At 67.9% G+C, this 18,107-nt stretch carries 15 protein-coding genes; 12 read left to right on the forward strand and 3 right to left on the reverse strand.

All coding sequences use genetic code 11. From position 1 onward, the window contains the following. Positions 1–878: 878 nt before the first annotated feature. Together AIIKEEIJ_RS28500 and AIIKEEIJ_RS28505 are read right to left on the reverse strand one after the other, a co-directional pair. The gene (locus AIIKEEIJ_RS28500) at positions 879–1,367 is read right to left on the reverse strand and encodes an STAS domain-containing protein (RefSeq protein ID WP_161997068.1); all 489 of its coding nucleotides are present in this window, start codon (positions 1,365–1,367) and stop codon (positions 879–881) included. Between the two features lie 760 nt (positions 1,368–2,127). Further along, positions 2,128–3,093, reverse strand: a complete 966-nt coding sequence (locus AIIKEEIJ_RS28505; protein ID WP_161997069.1) for an alpha/beta hydrolase fold domain-containing protein — start codon at positions 3,091–3,093, stop codon at positions 2,128–2,130. Between the two features lie 158 nt (positions 3,094–3,251). On the opposite strand from AIIKEEIJ_RS28505, the gene AIIKEEIJ_RS28510 reads away from it, so the two are divergent. The 3 genes from AIIKEEIJ_RS28510 to AIIKEEIJ_RS28520 are packed head-to-tail and all read left to right on the forward strand — an operon-like array spanning position 3,252 to position 6,041. Next, on the forward strand, positions 3,252–3,923 hold the full coding sequence (locus tag AIIKEEIJ_RS28510) for a hypothetical protein (protein ID WP_161997070.1): 672 nt from the start codon (positions 3,252–3,254) through the stop codon (positions 3,921–3,923). Next, a complete protein-coding gene (locus AIIKEEIJ_RS28515; protein WP_161997071.1) occupies positions 3,916–5,271 on the forward strand; it encodes a glutamine synthetase family protein in 1,356 nt (451 codons plus the stop codon). Before AIIKEEIJ_RS28510 ends, AIIKEEIJ_RS28515 begins: the two co-directional genes overlap by 8 nt. Beyond that, on the forward strand, positions 5,268–6,041 hold the full coding sequence (locus AIIKEEIJ_RS28520; RefSeq protein WP_161997072.1) for a gamma-glutamyl-gamma-aminobutyrate hydrolase family protein: 774 nt from the start codon (positions 5,268–5,270) through the stop codon (positions 6,039–6,041). The genes AIIKEEIJ_RS28515 and AIIKEEIJ_RS28520 overlap by 4 nt, the downstream gene beginning before the upstream one ends. Positions 6,042–6,112: 71 nt before the next feature. Here the strand turns inward: AIIKEEIJ_RS28520 and AIIKEEIJ_RS28525 are convergent, their stop codons facing one another. Further along, on the reverse strand, positions 6,113–6,790 hold the full coding sequence (locus AIIKEEIJ_RS28525; protein ID WP_161997073.1) for a TetR family transcriptional regulator: 678 nt from the start codon (positions 6,788–6,790) through the stop codon (positions 6,113–6,115). 281 nt (positions 6,791–7,071) lie between these two features. On the opposite strand from AIIKEEIJ_RS28525, the gene AIIKEEIJ_RS28530 reads away from it, so the two are divergent. From AIIKEEIJ_RS28530 to AIIKEEIJ_RS28570, 9 genes are all read left to right on the forward strand, one after another. Continuing rightward, positions 7,072–8,700, forward strand: a complete 1,629-nt coding sequence (locus tag AIIKEEIJ_RS28530) for an AMP-binding protein (RefSeq protein WP_161997074.1) — start codon at positions 7,072–7,074, stop codon at positions 8,698–8,700. A 10-nt stretch (positions 8,701–8,710) separates the two neighbouring features. Beyond that, positions 8,711–9,505 (forward strand): enoyl-CoA hydratase-related protein, encoded by a 795-nt coding sequence (locus AIIKEEIJ_RS28535; RefSeq protein ID WP_161997075.1) that lies wholly within the window; start codon positions 8,711–8,713, stop codon positions 9,503–9,505. Further along, positions 9,502–10,596 (forward strand): zinc-binding dehydrogenase, encoded by a 1,095-nt coding sequence (locus AIIKEEIJ_RS28540; RefSeq protein WP_161997076.1) that lies wholly within the window; start codon positions 9,502–9,504, stop codon positions 10,594–10,596. Before AIIKEEIJ_RS28535 ends, AIIKEEIJ_RS28540 begins: the two co-directional genes overlap by 4 nt. Positions 10,597–10,631: 35 nt before the next feature. After that, a complete protein-coding gene (locus tag AIIKEEIJ_RS28545; RefSeq protein ID WP_161997077.1) occupies positions 10,632–12,089 on the forward strand; it encodes an aldehyde dehydrogenase family protein in 1,458 nt (485 codons plus the stop codon). Between the two features lie 112 nt (positions 12,090–12,201). Further along, positions 12,202–13,872 (forward strand): FAD-dependent oxidoreductase, encoded by a 1,671-nt coding sequence (locus tag AIIKEEIJ_RS28550; protein ID WP_161997078.1) that lies wholly within the window; start codon positions 12,202–12,204, stop codon positions 13,870–13,872. Then, complete coding sequence (locus AIIKEEIJ_RS28555; RefSeq protein WP_161997079.1) at positions 13,869–14,249, forward strand: hotdog domain-containing protein; 381 nt, start codon at positions 13,869–13,871, stop codon at positions 14,247–14,249. The genes AIIKEEIJ_RS28550 and AIIKEEIJ_RS28555 overlap by 4 nt, the downstream gene beginning before the upstream one ends. Further along, on the forward strand, positions 14,246–15,544 hold the full coding sequence (locus AIIKEEIJ_RS28560; RefSeq protein ID WP_161997080.1) for an FAD-dependent oxidoreductase: 1,299 nt from the start codon (positions 14,246–14,248) through the stop codon (positions 15,542–15,544). Before AIIKEEIJ_RS28555 ends, AIIKEEIJ_RS28560 begins: the two co-directional genes overlap by 4 nt. A gap of 76 nt (positions 15,545–15,620) precedes the next feature. Continuing rightward, positions 15,621–16,313, forward strand: a complete 693-nt coding sequence (locus AIIKEEIJ_RS28565; protein WP_161997081.1) for a transporter — start codon at positions 15,621–15,623, stop codon at positions 16,311–16,313. A gap of 58 nt (positions 16,314–16,371) precedes the next feature. Beyond that, complete coding sequence (locus AIIKEEIJ_RS28570) at positions 16,372–17,730, forward strand: FAD-dependent oxidoreductase (RefSeq protein WP_161997082.1); 1,359 nt, start codon at positions 16,372–16,374, stop codon at positions 17,728–17,730. The last annotated feature ends 377 nt before the right edge of the window (positions 17,731–18,107 follow it).

Genomic DNA, 18,107 nt, shown 5'->3' on the forward strand with positions numbered 1-18,107 from the left:
TCCCGCACCGACAAGCCCGCCGACAGTGTCACCGAGGGCACCGAGGAGGTGACACCGGCCTTGACCGCCTGATCCACCGACGAGGAATCACGCGACGACGTCGTACACCACCTCACGGGACTTGACCCTCCTTGTACTCTCCTCTCATTATCGACCCCCGGCCCCTCCCAGGCAGGTCCTCACGTCTGGGATGTGTGCGTCGGGGTCGGCGGAGACTGGAACGTTCGTCCCGGTCACGGCCGCGGGGACATCACCTTTTGCCGGTGACTCTCGGAATCACCCCGAACGCTTCGCCGCCGCGAATGCGATCCGAGCCGGATCGGGTTCATAGGCCGGAGGCTCCGCTGCCGTCTGCCCTGGAAAGAGCGGCGGGTTCTACGATTGCCGGAGCGTCAGGACGGCCCTCGGTGCGCGGTAGTGCAATGGCCGGGCCGGCGTCGGTCGCTGTGGCGGGACAGCAGTCAGCGCCGTTCCGGCCTGCGGCGGGAGCTCCTGCTGCACCTGCGAAAGCTGCGTCCTCCACCGGATCCGTGGACCCTCTCTCCGCGCACTCCGGCAGACCGGGCACCGGCACACCCGTGGCGCTTTCCCTGGGGTGCGATCCGAGCCTCGGGCGCCCACGGGGGCGGCCGACGGCGTGGGTGCCGGCGCAGACCAGCACCCCCAGCGCCGCCCACAGCAGCGAACCGAACACCCCGGCGCCGACGATCATGGCGCTGCCCACCCACACCCCGTCGAGCACCGCCACCGCCGACGGCTGCAATACCCACGCGTCCTCGTCCCCGACCTCGATTGCCTGCATCCGGCCGCTCCCTGCTTCGTCCCTCGCGGATCTCGCCCTTCACCCCAGCGCCGGGCACGGCACCCGGATCACCGGACTACCCGGGTGCCGAATTCCGCGACAACATTTGTCGCCGAGCGCGGACCACGGCTCCACGGCCGAAAGCAGCGCGGCCGCTGCGGCCGACCAGTTCGAGAGCCCGCCCCACCTCGGCGCAGCAGGGCAACATCCGATCGACCCCGGCGACCCGCAACGCGTGCCGGACCTCGCCGACGGCAACGGCAGCGATCACCGGCCCATCACGACCGCCACCGCACGCCGCCGATTCGAGCACCGTCAGTCCCGCGCAGCCGAGAAACTCGACCCGGAGGAGATCCACGACCACACCGTGTTCCGGAAAGTGCTGCCGGAGCACGAAGTCCAGCGACGGTGCGGTGACGAGGTCGACGTCGCCGCAGACGCCGATCACCACCGGTCCGGCGCCCCGCCGATCGATGGCGATCTCGAATCTCGTCCGTTCCGGAACGACGAAGTCCACCACGGGCACCCGGACGCCCGCATCTGTGTGCGAGTACAGCAGCACCATGGCATCCCTCTGCCTCGAACGTCTGCCGGACATACCCGAAGCCGCCGGCGTTACACCCGAAAACCAACGACCGCCTCCTGTTGTCACCGATCACAACGGTAGAACAGACCACACATCCGGCGCGGGCGAATGTCCTCGCATTTTCGCCGAACGACCCCTCCCGCAGAGCCGAACGATGACAACATCAGAGGCCGACATCAGCAAGTCGGGAAGGGGTGTGGTCGCTTGGGCACACGGCGTGGCGCGGTGGTTCGACGGGCGGAAGAGCTCGGGGAGCGGCCTACCCGACAGCGGCCGGGCTAGCGGCTTACCCGACAGCGGCCGGGCTGAGGATCCGACCCGCCGGCGCACTACGTGAACCCTGGGGAGGCACGATACGACAAGGCACCCCTGCCCGCCCGCCCGCAACCCGCACAGGCTCGCGCATCCCCCCGGAGGGTGAAGCGCCGGGACCAGGTTCGAACATCTCTGCTCGAGCGGGACTCGAGGCCAGGACTGCGGGGAAGCGCCGTCCTTGCGTCACTGTTCTTGCCGTCCGGTCCGTGCTGCGGCGCCGGTTCGTCCGGCGGCAGTTACCTCCCGGCACGGCGCAGCGCGTGCCCGCGACAATGTCGCGGCACACCGACACCAGCTGCAAGACCGTCACGCTGATACCTGCACCGAGGGGCAGCGCCCGTGCGATACCGACGCGCGGCGAGTCCCTCACTGGACAGGGCGCTGCCGAATGCGACACCCACAAGTGCGCAGAACCCGTGCGGAGTTATGTCCGCGCGATCTCGTGCAGATACAGACACACCTCCTCAATCGCCTGCCTCGCCTGCGCGAACACGCCCACCTCGGTGAAGAATCCGTGGAAGACGCCGGCATACCTGGTCAGCGAGACGGGGACGCCGTCGCGCCGCAGCCGTGCCGCGTAGGCCTCGGCGTCGTCCCGGATCGGGTCGACCTCCGCCGTCAGGATGAGGGCGGGCGGCAGGCCGCGCAGCGACTCGGCGCGCATGGGTGCCGCGAGGTGGTCGTCCGCCCGGTGTCCTGGGCCGACGTATCGGTGCCAGCACCAGCGGGCGTCCGCGGTGCTGAGCACCGGTGCGTCGGCGAAGTCCGACCACGACGGCGCGGTGAAGGTCCCGTCGACGGCAGGGTAGGCGAGCACTTGCGTCACCGGGAGGGAACTGCGCTCGTCGCGTCGACACAGGCACAGGGCGGCAGCAAGATTGCCGCCCGCCGAGTCGCCCCCGACCGCGATGCGACCCGGATCGATGCCGAGTTCCGGTGCTGTCCGGGTCAGCCACTCGTAGCCGTCGAGGCAGTCTTCCAGTGCTGCCGGGTACGGGTTTTCGGGAGCCAGGCGGTAGTCCAGGGACACGACCGTCCAGCCGGATCCGGCGGCGATCGCGCGGCACAGTTCGTCGGCTCCGTCCAGGGTCCCCAGGACGAAACCACCGCCGTGCAGGTAGACGAGGGCAGGAGTACTGCCGTCACCACCGGCACTGTCCGCGCGGTACAGGCGAGCCCGGATCGTACCTGCGCGGGTCGGCACGATCAGTTGTCGGACCCGGCCCAGGGGCGTGATCGGCTCGTCGGGTGGGGCCGTGTTCAACAGCGCCCGGGTCTGCTCCGGCCGCATGTGCCGGATGGGTTTCTGCAGGACCTGGGTGATCATCCGGGCCGCGGCCTGGGCATCGTCGTCGAGCAGATTCCACCAGGCGGGGGTGTTGTCGTTCATCTCGGGAACCTCGCGAGTCTTTGACAAGAAGTGATCCGTGCCTCATCATCATAGTCAGTTGACCAAGACATTTGACCATGAATGGTCGCGTTCCAATCGGGATCCGCTGCCGACGGTGTACCGCGCACACGATCTCGTCGAGTCGAAAGGACAGAGGGATGACCGAAACGACGATCGTCCCCGCGACACGCGGGGCCGAAGCGGTCGGCGGGATCGACATTCGGATCGAGGACGATGCGAGTCCCATCGTCCGGCTGATCGCTCGGACGATCACCGATTCCGTCCGTGGGGACGGCGCGGACTCCACCACGACGGCGGTGGAAGGAACGGTCGCGGTCCGCTCCCACGACACCCCGCAAGCTGCGACGATCAGCATCTCCGACGGCACCGTCGTGGTATCGAGCGGTGTGCTCGTCGAGCCCGACCTCACCTTGACTGTCGACCTGAACGCACGGTTCGCGCTGGTCGGTGAGCCTGCTGTCGCAGTCGACGACGCTCTCGCCGCCACGGCGCTGACGTTGCTGTCGCCGCCGTTGCCGGACTGGCGGGTCGCCGCGGAGAAGTTCTGGGCCACGGCCCGGTCGGTGCCAGGGATCCCCGACGTGCTCGTCGCGATCGCGGACGGCCCCGAGGGATCGGCTCAGCTGGTCGTCGGCGAGGGCGAGACCCACTATGTGATCGCCGGTCCCCCGGAGCTGCTGGCCGGCATCTTCTGGGGCGCCGACGACTTGATCGCCGCCCTGTCCACCGGTCTGATCGGCGTGCGCGGCACGCTTTCCCAGCTGTCGGTGCTGGTCGCTGCATCCTGGAAGGTTCGTTACGATGTCTGAAATCACCGCCACTGCAACGGAATACGACGCCACTGTCCACACGGTCCGACTGGAGGCCACCAACCACGAGGGCTCGTTTCTCGGAAAGAACGTGGCGATCCGCAAGTTCGCCGCGAGCGCGGACTCGGGCTTCGCGTTCGCCGATCTGCTGTTCGGTCTCGACCTGGGCAACGCGCCGACTTTCGGATTCGCCTACCCCGACTGGCGGGGGCACCTCGCCGACCTGCAGTTCCGACCCGACATGTCGACGTTGGTGCAGTGGGAGCCGGGCCTGCAGTCCGTGATCGGCGACTACTGGCAGGCGGACGGCACTCCGGTCGGGTCCTGTCCGCGAAATCTGGCCCGAAAGCTGGTCGACCGACTTGCAACGCGCGGTTTCACGGCCACCGTGGCGGTCGAGATCGAGGCGACTCTGTTTCAGGAGTCCATCCACGAGGCCCGCGCCAAGGGATATCGCGATCTGGCCCCGCTCGGCGGGTGCGCCGGCACCGCGTATCACCTGGCGAAGTCGAAGGACTGGATCGACTACATGTCAGCGGTCTCCCGTCGCCTCGACGAGATCGGTATCGAGTGGGAAGCGTGGAGCGACGAGGACGCAGCCGGCCAGGTCGAACTCAACCTGGTTCCCGGGGACCCGATCTCGGTCTGCGATGCCTGGGCTCGCACCCGGCAGGTGATGCGCGAGGTGGCGTTCGAACTCGGTCACACCGTGACCTTCATGGCCAAGCCGACGGCCGGGTACGGTCAGGCCTCGCACGTCAACCTGTCCCTGCAGCGTGAGGGGACCAACGCGTTCTACGCCGCGGACGGGCCGTCGCCGACGATGCGGCACGCGGTCGGCGGGCTCCTCGCGACGATGCGGGGTGCGACCTCGATCATGCTGCCGCAGATCACCTCGTACCGCCGTCTGGTCGACCTGAGTGGGCCGCCGACGACGGTCACGTGGGGCATCAGCAACAAGAGCACCGCTGTGCGCGCGGTGTGCGGGCACCCGGCGTACTCCCGCCTCGAGTACCGCGTTCCCGGTGCCGACGCGAACCTGTACCTCGCGGTGGCGGCCATTCTCGCCGGGGTGATCGCCGGTCTCGACGGCGCGATCGAGCCGCCCGAGCCGGTCGCCGACATGGCGTGGTGTGTGCCCGACCTCGAGCGGTTGCCGGACACCATCACCAAGGCGGCCGCTGCACTCGAGGCGGACCCGATCCTGCGGGAACAACTCGGGGACGAGTTCGTCGACTACTGGGTCGGTACGCGGCGGTGGGAGTGGATGCAGTTCCACACCACGGGCGGTGATCCGTTCGCCGAGCTCTCCGAATGGGAGTCGGCGCGATACTTCGAGTTCCCGTGACGGCGGGGAACGCGACGCCGGGCACCGTCCGGCCGCTGATCGGCATCACCGGCCGGCGGTTCCGGCTGGGGCTGGTGAGCGGCCTGGACCAGCGCTACGGTCACCTGTTCGCCGATGCCTTCATGTCCGACTTCTCGGACCGCATCGCCAGCGCCGGTGGGGTTCCGGTGAACTTGCCCTACGATGCCGACCCGGAGGCACTGTGCCACTGGCTGGCGGGTGTGGTCGTCACAGGTGGCCAGGACGTTCACCCCGCGTGCTGGGGTGGGGATCTGTCGGTGGTCGGCGAGGTGGATCCGCGGGACGATCCGATGGTGCACGATCCCGACCGGGACGCGTACGAGATCGCGCTCGTGCATGCCGCACTCGCCGGAGGCATCCCGGTGCTCGGGGTGTGCCGGGGCCTGCAGATCCTGAACGTCGCCTTGGGCGGCACACTGATCGCCGACCTTCCGCCCGGCTCCGTCGAGCACCTGTCGGGTTCCGGTCCGATCACCGACGGTGCCGACGACCACAAGGTGACGTTCACGCCCGGCTCGATCGCGGAACGACTGTTCGGCGCCAGCGCCGTGACCAACTCCTGGCACCACCAGGCGGTCGACCGATGCGGCACCGGCCTGGTGGTCACGGGCCGCACGGCCGACGGCGTCGTCGAAGCGGTCGAGTTGCCGGGATCGGCGGTACTCGGTGTCCAATGGCATCCCGAGTGGATGGAGCGCGAAGATCCGACCCTGGACTGGATCGTCGCCGAAGGCAATCGGCGGACCTGACACCACCGAAGGGCCGTCGGCCGTCACCGACAAGGTGGCGGCCGACGGTTGCCTCACCATGTCGGGCGGTATCACTCCAACCTGACCCAGGACACGAGCGAACTCATGGTTTGCTCGGGTGAAGCCTTCGAGGGCGGGGTCGGCGGCTTCGAGAGATCGCCGAGGTTGGCGGTCATCCAAGCGTCGAGCACGCCGAGGACGACTTCGATGTGCGGCTCCGCCGTAGTGCGGTCGGCGGACAGCCAGTTGAGCGCGAATCCGTCGGACAGAACGGACACGATGTAGGTCAGTTCGTCGAGCGTATTCGGGTCGATCGACTGGCCCGCAGTGGTCGAGGCGGCCTGGAGGATCGGCCGCATGGTCGCGAATGCCTCGTGATACACCATCTCGGCCTGCATGCCTTCCTGGCGCTGGGCCCAGCTGATCAGCTCGACGATCGCCGCGCCGAATTCCGGATTCGCCAGGTACCACTCCATCAGGCCACGCAACAGGGCGCGCGCGGTGGTCGCCACGTCGCCATGGACATCGTTGCGGGTCAACACTTCTCGATACTGTCCGGCGACATGCTCGAAGACCGCCGCGAACAGCGCCTCCTTCGTGGCGAAGCAGTAGTGCAGTGTGGCCAGCGGAGCGTTCGCCTCCTGCGCGATGCGGCGTGTGGTGGCGCCGTCCACCCCGTGGGCGGCGATCGTACGGACGGCCGCGGTCACCAGTTCGGCGCGACGTTCGGCGGCGGGAATGCGAGCCATGCGGGGCCTCCTGGTGAATCCAATGCAATCGACTGATCAAGTCGATCTCAACGCTACCAGCCGATTCGAGGCCGGCGCGTCACCGATCGGCCGTTCCGGGTGTTGAATCGTTCATAAGACTTGATCAGATGACCATCATCTTCTAGGCTATGACGGAACCCACAGTCCGGCGCCATCGGCGCTCGGGGGGTCACGAGCCCGTCGCGGATGGGCCGTCACGACATCAGATCGCGAACTGCGCCCACCTCAGCGCCGCATCACGCCAGCCGAGCCTGAAGAGGATGACCATGACCGGAGTCGAACCGATTCGACCGGAACGCGTTCCAGCCCTGACCCGGATGGCGCAGGACCCGCCGCTCGACAACCTCGTCGACCTCCTCACGGCTCGAGCCGAATGTTCCACCGGCCGGGAGTTTCTCCGGTTCGGCGACATGTCCTGGACCTTCGGCGAGGTCGAGGAGTGGACGTCCAGACTTGCCCACCGACTGATCGACCATGACGCTGTCCGGGTCGGTGACCGTGTCGCGATCATGCTGCCCAACGTGGTGCAGTGGCCGATCGCCTGGCTCGCGATCCTCAAGGCCGGCGGCGTCACGGTGCCCGTGAACTCGTCGTATCAGCGCGCAGACCTCGAATTCGTGCTCCGGGACTCCGGCGCTCGAGTACTGATCACCGACGGCGCGCACACGTCGCTTGCCGAAGAGGTGCGTGCCGCCAGCGACGATCTGGCCCACGTCCGGATCGTCGAAGCCCCGTCGCGCGACGAGCTCACGCAGTATCCGGCGGACCGGCCGCGGGTCGCGATCTCCGGCGAGACGCTCGCGAACCTCCAGTACACCTCGGGAACAACAGGATTCCCGAAGGCGTGCATGCTGACCCACGACTATTGGATCCGGCTGGGTTGGGTCTGTGCGGGCGCGGCGGGCCTCGGGGCCGACGACGTCGTACTCACCTCGCAACCGTTCTCGTACATGGACCCCCAGTGGAACACCTCGCTGTGCCTCACGATCGGCGCGCCGCTGGTGGTGCTGCCCCGGTTCTCCGCCTCGGGCTTCATGGCGGACGTCCGCCGGCACCGGGCCACGTTCTGTTACGTGCTCGGCGCGATGCCCACGCTGCTGTTCAAGCAGCCGCCGAGCCCGCAGGACCGGGACAACGACCTGCGTCTCGTGCTGTGCTCGGCAATCCCGGTTGCGCTGCACGCACAGCTCGAACAGCGCTGGGGCGCACCGTGGCGGGAGATCTTCGGGATGACCGAAAGCGGGGTCGACCTGGTCAGTCTGCCCGAGAGCACCGCCGACGTCGGCAGCGGACGACTCGGGCGGCCGGTTCCCACCAAGCAGGTCCGGGTGGTCGATCCGCAGGGCGCAGACGTGGCCCCGGGAGAACCCGGCGAGCTGATCACCTCCGGCAGACCGATGATGCGCGGCTACTGGAACCGTCCCGACGACACCGCACACGTCCTGCGCGACGGCTGGCTGCACACCGGCGATCTCGCGGTCTGTGAGGCGGACGGCTACCGCCTGGTGGGCCGGATCAAGGACATGGTCCGCCGCGGCGGGGAGAACATCGCCAGCGCCGAGGTCGAACGCGTCCTCGAAGGCGACGGCACCGTCGTCGCGGCGGCGGTGGTGGGCGTCCCGGACGAACTGTTCGGCGAGGAGGTCAAGGCCTTCGTGCAGCTGGCCCCCGGTGTCGACGAGAATCGCGCGACCGCAGAGCGGATCATCAACTCCGCGCGAATGGCATTGGCGCGCTTCAAGGTTCCGCGCTACGTCGAGTTCGTTGCCGAATTCCCGCGCACCCCGTCCGAGCGGGTGTCCAAGCCGGCGCTCAGGGCACGCTCGGCCGAACGCCCCGGCACCACGTACGACCTGCAGCCGCCGCGCACGGCCGGCAACGGCAACTGAGGAGCCGGACATGACCGACAACTACCTGGACACCCACATCGACGACGACGTCGCGGTGCTCACGCTCAACCGACCGGCGAAGCTGAATGCGATGGACGTGGCCACGCGAGTGCAGCTCGCGCAGACGATCCGTCGTTTCGGGGCCGGCGACCTCGTCCGCGGAATCGTGCTCACGGGCACCGGACGGGCGTTCTCTGCCGGTGAGGACCTGCAGACGGTGCCGACCAGCTACGACGAGATCCGTGAGGCCGTCGCGACCTTCCACGACATCACCCGTGCAATTCTCGAGACGGCGGTCCCCGTGATCGCAGCCGTGAACGGGATCGCGGTCGGTGGCGCCTCGGAGGTCACGCTGTGCTGCGACTCGCGGATCGGCACCCCCGAGGCCGTGTACTACCAACCGGAGAATCACCGCGGGATCATTGTCTCGAACGCCTCAAGCCTCCTCATGCGGCGCCTGGTCGGCAACCACGCGATGCGAATCATTCTGGGCTCCGAGCGGATCGGCGCGGACGAGGCGCTGCAGATCGGGCTGCTCGACGAGATCGTGGCCCCGCAGGCACTGGTGGATCGCGCAATCGAGGTGATCCGGCAGTGGAGCTCGGATCCCCGCATCACGGCACTGCACCTGGGGCTGCTGCGGCCCCGCCCCGAAGACGTCGAGGCCGCCTTCGCCCGCGAGGACGAAGCCGCCCGTCAGTCGTGGGAGTCCGGCGCTTTCACCGAGGGCGTCGAAGGCTTCTGGGCATCGAAGAACGCGCCGACGACGCCCGCAACGAACAGTTCAGATCGGAGACGACGATGATCACCACCGAAGCAGCAGTCCTCACCACGGTGAACGAGCCGCTGGAATTCACCGAGATCCAGGTCGACGACCCCGAGCCCGACGAGGTTCGCGTCGCGGTCTCGAACGTGGGTCTGTGTCACAGCGACCTGCACTACATGACCGGTACTGTGCACGCCGACCTGCCCGTAGTGGTCGGGCACGAGGTGGCGGGCATCGTCGAGTCGGTCGGCTCCGCGGTGACCGCGTTGCGTCCGGGCGACCGCGTTGTCGGCGCCCTCACGCCCTCGTGCGGGTTGTGCCGCAACTGCCGAGCCGGCCACTCGACACAGTGCCAGCGCGTCGCGCAGATCCGGCAGCGGACCCGCCCGGCATTCCAGCTGCCGGGAGGCCAGGTCGTCGAGCGACTCGGCGACGTCGGCGCGTTCTCCCGCCACACCCTGATGCGGGAGAACGCGCTGGTGAAATTGCCCGACGAGGTGGGGTTGCACGTCGGGTGCCTGTTGTCGTGCTGCATCATCACCGGCGTCGGTGCCGTCTTCCGCGGCGCGCAGGTACGTCCTGGCGCCACCGTGGCCGTGATCGGCTGCGGCGGGGTCGGATCGGCCATCATTCAAGGGGCGCGGCTCGCCGGCGCCTCGGCGATCGTCGCCGTGGATCTCGACGAGGCCCGCCTCACGGCGGCACGGGTCTACGGTGCCACCCACGTCGTCGACGGGGCAGCCGACGTCCCTGCCGAGATCCGGAAGATGCTCGGCGACGGCGCGGACTATTCGTTCGAGGCCGTCGGTTCCGCGCGTACCGCGGCGACCGCACTGTCGATCCTGCGAGCCACGGGCACCGCGTGCCTGGTCGGTATCGCACCGGACGGCACCGATCTCACTGTGCCCGCCTCGGACTTCTTCTTCGGGGAGAAGCGCCTCATCGGCTCGTACATGGGCTCGGGCCAAGCACACGAGGACATCACCCAGTTCGCGCGTCTGTACCTGCAGGGGCGCCTGCTGCTCGACGAGATGGTCACCGATGTGATCCCGTTCCGGGAGATCGACAAGGGCTTCGAAGCGATGAAGTCGGGCGACGTGACCCGCATCGTCGCCGACCTCACGGTGTGACCTCACCCTCCACCTACGCACCGAAAGAAGCTGTGATGCCCAACCCGCAACTCCCCCCACCGATCAACTACATTGCCGACGATTGGTCCGAGTGCCGAACGATTCCGGACGCGTGGAATCTCGACCCAAATACCGGCCGACCTGTCCACCCCGCCGTCACCACCAGTTCGGACGACGTGGAACGCGCATTGCAGCATGCCGAGCGGTCCTACGGCTTCGAGCGCTGGGACGACGCAGCGAGCGAGGAACGCGCGGCCGTCATCGAGCGTGCCGCCGACATCGTCGAGTCCCGCATCGAAGACATCGCCACGACCGATGCCCTCACCAGCGGCGTCCCGATCGCGAAAGCTCGGAGGGTCGCGCAGTTCCTCCCGCCCCGAATTCGCTCGGCTGCTGCAGAACTGCGAACCATCCCGCGTCGCACAGCACTGGAGGCCGGTGGCCGCGATGTACGGCTGTACAAGGTCCCGTGGGGCCCCGCCGCCATTCTCACCCCCTGGAACGGGCCGAGTTTCATCCCTGCAGCGAAGACGGTCAGTGCCCTCGCTGCCGGCTGCCCGGTGATTCTCAAGCCATCGGAGCATGCGCCGAGCAGCGCCCAGATCATCGTCGAGTGCTTCGTCGAAGCCGGTCTTCCCCATGGTGCGCTGCAGCTCGTCCACGGTGCGGGCGACGTGGGCGCGGCAATCACCGGCGATCACCGGGTGAAGATCGTCTCGTTCACCGGCGGTCCGAACGCCGGCCGCGCGATCGCCCGAGCGGCTGTGGAGGACTTCAAGGTGCTCCAGCTCGAACTCGGCGGCAACAACCCCGCTCTTGTGCTGGACGACGCCGACATCGACGTGGCCGCCGACGGCATCCTCGAGGGGATGACCAAGCTCAACGGTCAGTGGTGCGAGGGCCCCGGCAAGGTGCTGGCGCACAAGAGCCTCGTCGCACCACTTCTGGACGCGCTGCTCGATCGCCTCTCCCGCATCGACATCGGGCACTCGCTCGACGAGAGCACGCAGCTGGGCCCGATCTCGAACGCCCCGCATTTCGCCGCGCTGCAGAACCGGATCGACGAGCTGCGGGCTCACGGTGCGACCATCCATCAGCCCGCAGAGCTACCCCCACTCGCCGGGTTCTTCCTGTCCCCCACCATCGCTTCGGGAGTCGACGCGTCGGTGGCCACCGCCGAGTTGTTCGGGCCGCTGATCAGCCTGCATGCCGTGGAGTCCGACGAGGACGCACTACGCGTTGCCAACGCGAACCCGTCGGGTCTGGACGCCTACGTGTTCGGCAGCGACTTGGACCGCGCCATCGAGGTCGGATCCCAGGTGCTGTCGGGCGAGGTGCGCGTGAACGGCGCCAAGATCGCCGATCTCGCCGACGGCTCGGCACAGAGCTTCTGGGGCACGTCCGGAATCGGCGGCCACGCCCCCGGCGAGTCCGTCCGGGTGTTCTGCGGTGACCGCGTGGTCGGCGTCGATTCTCCAGATCTACCGCTGTAGAGATCGCTCCCACCCTGACAACACCCCTTGACTGTGACCGGGACCACTGATCTACTATTACTAGGTCAAATGACTCAGTCGTTTGATCGACTCAACGAAAGCGGCACCTGTTATGAACTCCCCCTCCCTCTCCACCCCAGCTACGGCGGCCGTCGATGTCATCGGTGTCGGCGCCGGCTTCTCCGGCCTCTACCTCGCACACCGGCTCACCACCGCCGGGTGGACCTTCGCCGGCTTCGAAGCCGGCCCCGACGTGGGCGGCACCTGGTTCTGGAACACCTACCCGGGTGCCCGCTGCGACGTCGAGAGCATCTACTACTCGTACTCGTTCGACGAGACACTCCAGCAGGAATGGACGTGGAGCCAGCGGTTCGCCCCGCAGGCCGAGATCCTCAGCTATATCAACCACGTCGCCGACCGTTTCGACCTGCGCAAGCACTTCACGTTCGATACCCGCGTGGTCGGCGCCACCTGGAACGCGGCCGACCGGCTGTGGGAGGTGCAGCTGGGCAGCGGCGAGATCCGCCGCAGCCGCTACCTGATCTCGGGGGCCGGCGGTCTGTCCACTCCCAAGGACTTCGACGTGCCGGGCCTCGAGAACTTCACCGGCCTCCAGGTGTCGACCAGCCGGTGGAACCTCTCTCTCGACGACCTCGCGGGCAAGCGCGTCGCCGTGATCGGCACCGGATCGTCGGGCGTGCAGGCCATCCCCCTGATAGCGGAGGTCGCCGAGCACCTCACGGTGTTCCAGCGCACCCCGAACTACGTGATGCCCGCACGCAACGCCGACCTCCCCCCGGAGCAGGTCCGATCCATCAAGAACGACTACCCGACGATCCGTGAGGAATGCCGACACTCCCCTGGAGGCATCCCCGACTACCCGGTGACCGACAACGCCTTCGACGTCTCGGACGAAGAGCGTCGGCGGCGCTACGAGGCAGCCTATGAGCGCAGCGGTTTCAACGGTGTCGGCGCCGAGTTCGCCGACCTGCTCACCGACGCCGAGGCGAACCGGACCGCCTCGGAGTTCATCCACGACAAGATCCGCGAGATCGTCGAGGATCCGGCCACCGCAGAGCTACTGGTGCCCAAGTACCACCCCCTGGGCGCCAAGCGCAGCGTCTTCGGCACCGACTACTACGAGACCTACAACCGGCCCAATGTGTCGTTGGTGTCGCTGCGCGACGAGCCGATCCAGACGATGACCGAGAATTCGATCGTCACCTCGAAGGGCACCTACGAGGCGGACGCCGTGGTACTTGCCATCGGGTTCGACGCCTTCACCGGCCCGCTCTACGGCCTCAACCTCACTGGCGCTTCCGGCCGAAAGCTGCAGGACGCCTGGCGCGACGGCATCCGCTCCTACCTCGGGATGATGGCCGCGGACTTCCCGAACTTCTTCATGGTCGGCGGCCCCTTGAGCCCTGCGTTGGTGAGCAACGTGGTGGTGACCATCGAGCAGGCCGTCGACTGGATCGCCGAGCTGCTCGAACACGCTCGCGACAACGACGCCGCGGTGATCGAGGCCACCGCCGAGGCCGAGGAAGAATGGGTGAAGATCACCGAGGCGACCGTCGCCCCCACCCTGTACGCCACCACCGACTCCTGGTACCGCGGCTCCAATGTCGACGGCAAACCCGACACCTTCATGGGCTACGTGGGCGGCGTCGGCAAGTACCGCCGCATGTGCACCGAGATCGCCAAACGCGGCTATCCCGGCGTCCAGTTCGACGGCGAAGCACAATCCCGCCACCTCGGCCCGATCCATCAGGAAATCTCATGACCACGGCGGTCCACCGACGCTACGTCGCCTTCTCCGAGGCGCACTACGCGGGCAATCTGGTCGACGGCGCCTTCGCCCTGAAACTCTTCGGCGACGTCGGCACGAACCTGTCCATCGAGATCGACGGCCACGAGGGCCTGTTCGCCGGCTACTCGTCCGTCGAGTTCCTCGCCCCGGTCCGCGGCGGCGACGTCGTCGAGGCCGAGGCCACGCTGGTGACGAAGGGCAACCGCAGCCGCACGGTCGATTTCGAGCTCCGCGTGATCTGCCGCGCCTCCGACGGCGCCGGCCGATCGCGGGTCCTCGAGCCTCCTTTGGTTGCGGTGCGCGCTCGTGGCACCGCGGTCGTTCCAGCCGAGAAGGAGCGAGCGTCATGAAACTGATCCACGAGACGGGTTGGGCCGCCCGGCCCGCCACCGTCGAACCACCCCTGACCGGTGACATCGACTGCCATGTCGTGGTCATCGGCGGTGGCGGGGGCGGCATGTCGGCCGCACTCCGTCTCGCCGAGAAGGGCGTCGACGTGGTCCTCCTCGAGGCACAAAGCCTCGGCGGGGGCGCCAGCTCCCGCAACGCCGGATACATCACGAACTCCATCGCCGCCGATCCGGAGCTACTCGGACTGCTGCTCGAGTCCGAGCGGCTGCGCCACCTGTACCGGTACGCCGAGAACGCGGTGCACTTCGCCGAGGACGCCATCACCCACCACCGCATCGACTGCGGCTACCAGCAAGCCGGCATCGTGATGGCTGCCGTGTCCAAAGGGCAGCTGCGGCGCGCGCGCCGCAACGCAAAGGTCCTGGCCGAAGCCGGATCGTCGGCCGAATTCGTCGAGGGCCGGGACGCGGGCCTTCCGGACGGCTTCCTCGGCGGAGTGCGTGAAGGCATCGGCGGAACTCTCGATCCGGGTGAGTTCGTCCTCGGCCTGCGGGCCGCGACGATCGCGGCCGGCGTGCGCGTTCACGAGCACACTCCCGCCCGCGACGTCACCGACACGGGCGGCGGGGTCACCGTCGACACCCCGGGGGGTCGGGTGCGGGCGCGCAAGGCGCTGCTGACCACCAATGCCCACAGCGCAGGCCTGTCCATCGCGCCGAAGAATCTCGCCACCCCGGTATGGACCTCCCTGGTCGAGACCGAACCCGTCGCACCCGAGCGGCTGCACGAGATCGGCTGGACCAGTCGCGCCCCGATGGTCACATTGCACATGATCCTCGAGAACTACCGCGTGACCCCACGGGGCACCATCGTGTTCGGCACCCGTCGCCTCCAAACCGGCCGCAACCCACTGCCCGATCGCACCCCCGACCGGCACGTCGCCGCAGACCTCGTCCGCGGATTTCGTCAGCGCTTCCCGGCCCTGCGTGACATCGAACCGCAGAAGGCCTGGGGCGGCTGGATCGGCATGAGCTCCACGTGGCTGCCCGTCGCCGGCGAAGCTACCGACAACGTGCTCTACTCGCTCGCCTGCAACGGCCACGGCTTCGCCCAGGCACAGTACGTGGGCCATCTGCTGGCAGACCGAATCGGCGGCGCGCCACTGCACGACGACCTGGCCGCGATCTGGCACGGCCGCAAGCGTTTCCGGCCCAGCTTCGTCAGCGGTCCTGCGCTGTACGCGGGCTGGCTTGCCGACCGCGCCTCCGACCGCCTGGCAGCCCTGACGAAATAACAACCGCCCCGACCCGGCTGCTCGGATTCTTCGTCGCTCATCCGAACGGCTGATGTCACCACGCAAGGAGAAGGCCATGTCCATCCGAGAACTGCTCTTCGCGGTCGCGGACATCTGGATGATCGCCGTCGGATTCACGTATGGAATCAAGTTCCTTCGGAACTACAAGAACTATCTGCTCGGCATCGAGTGGATCGTCGTCGCGACGTCGGGTACGAACTTCCTGATCTACGGCCTCGTCAAGGCGGGCCACGACAGCCCGATGTACGCCGCCGCGTACTTCCTGGACGCCTTCTCCCGATCCATCGGCATCACGCTGATCCTGGTCCTCGGACTGATGAAGGTCACCCACCGATTCAAACCGTCCGCGGCGGTGGACATCGGCGCGTTCGCCCTCGCGGCCGTGGCGGGCTTTGTCCTCAGCCGGTTCGCCGAGGAGATCGGCACCCCCGGCAAGATCTTCTACATCGTAGTCAACGTGCTCACCACGATCTTCCTGATCTACTTCGTCAAGCGACTGTGGGGCATCGGCGAGCGCGGGCATGCCGTGTGGGCCGCCGTCGCCACCGCATGCGGATTCGTCATCGCCGCGACCTACGACTTCGTCCGCATCCCGGGTGACGACGCGGAGCACACGATCTTCTACATCTTCGCGCTCTCCACGTGGGGCCTGCAGATGTTCGCGTACTACCGCGCCTACCGGGCGTTCGACGCATACAACAAGCGTGTCGACGCCCAGGCGCTCAGCGGCGCCCCGGTCACGGCCTGAGCCGCACCCGCGATTCGCCGGCCCCTCCCTCCCATCGATCTACAGCCAGGAAACGAAGATGACAACCCACGAAATGCAGGAAGAAGCCACCGCGGTGGTCGTCGTCGGCGCCGGAATGGCGGGTTTGACGGCAGCAACCACGCTGGCGTCGGAGACCGATGTGGTTGTGCTCGAGTCCACCGATCGCACGGGTGGACGGGTCGAGACCGTCCGGCAGGGCGACTACTGGATCAACGTCGGCACCCAGTTCACCGAGGGCACCGGCACCCTGATCGAGGCCCTCGACCGGCACGGCATCGAGAGGGGCTCGCTCGCAGGCAAGAGCGTTGCGCTGTATCTGAACGGCGGGGTGGTCGACACCTCGAATCCCGTCGCGCTCATGTTCCGCACGCGGATGACCACGATGGACCGTCTCGGGATGGCCGTCGTCGGTGCACGCATCCTCTCGGTCATGCCGTTTCTCGAGTCGCAGAGCCGTATCGCACAACGGGTTCGCGACAAGCTCGATACCAAGCTGGCGGCGTATCTACTGAAGGGCGTCCGGTCGGAGCCAGCCCAAGCCATCGTCCGGTCGTGGTCGGCGCAGTGGATGGGATGCGAGGTGGAGGAGACGGCCGCCACCCAGTTCGTCACGTCGGTGGGCCTCGCGCTGGCCGACCCGGAGAAGATCCCGAACTTCTCGCTGCCGGTCGGTGGCAATCAGACGTTGACCGACGTCCTGGCGGAGGATCTCGGTGGCCGGATCCGGCTCGAGTCGGTGGTGCAGTCGGTGCGACAGGACGGTGACGGTGTGGTCGTCGACTATCACGACGGTGATCGGCCGGCGCGGTTGCGGGCGAAGCGCGCGATCGTGACCGCACCCGCCGACATCTCCGAGCGAATCATTCCCGACCTCCCGCAGCAGTACCGGAACGCTTTCGACGACATCACCTACGGCCGGTACGTGATCGTCGGATTCTTCACCGACGAAGTCGGGCCGCAGCGCTGGGACGACCACTTTGCCGTCTCGACGCCGCAGCTGTCGTTCCAGGCGATGTTCAACCACGCCGCGGCGATGCGGCGCGATGGCGAGCGTAAGCCGGGCGGAGCACTGGCCTGTTTCGCCGGCGGCGCTCGGGCCGACGCGTTGTTCGACCTGTCCGACGAGGAGATCGTATCGCGATTCGCGAAGGACCTGCTCGTCGTGTACCCCGAGCTGGAGGGGAAGCTGGGCGAGGGCATCGTGCGGCGGCACCGGCGGGTCGTGCCCTTCTGGGCGCCGGGGCGGAGGGAGACCCTTCCGGTATTGCGGGATCCGCTCGGAGCCATCCATCTCGCCGGCGACTATCAGCTCGATCTGCCGTCGCTCGCCGACGCAGCCACATCGGGTGAGCGAGCGGCGAAGGCCGTCCTCGCTGGCCTGAGCCGGCCGCGATAGACGAACTCACCACGCTCTTCAGCCGCGTCCCGAAGTACGTGGCCTCCGCGGCCGGCCTCCTCTCCCGGGCCGGCTCGGCCCGGATCCGACCGGTGCGGCGCCCACCGACCTCACCCCCTCGCACCGCCGGCAGCCGGGCCGACGGGCACCGTGCACCTGCGCGCTCGCCCACGGCATACCCGGAACCGGGGACATGAGCGCCCCGACCGCGGCGCCGGACGCCATACCTGACACCGCCCCCGCACCGGGACGAACTCCGTCACCTTGCCGGTGCTACTGCAGGATAACCGGCTGATGCATCGATTTGTTCGAATCGGTGTTACAGCGTCAAGTAGAGCGGCGCGTCGTACCTGCCGGCGGGACACCCCGCCCACTCT

Source organism: Rhodococcus sp. YH1, from assembly GCF_009939605.1.
Taxonomy (GTDB): Bacteria; Actinomycetota; Actinomycetes; order Mycobacteriales; family Mycobacteriaceae; genus Rhodococcus; species Rhodococcus aetherivorans.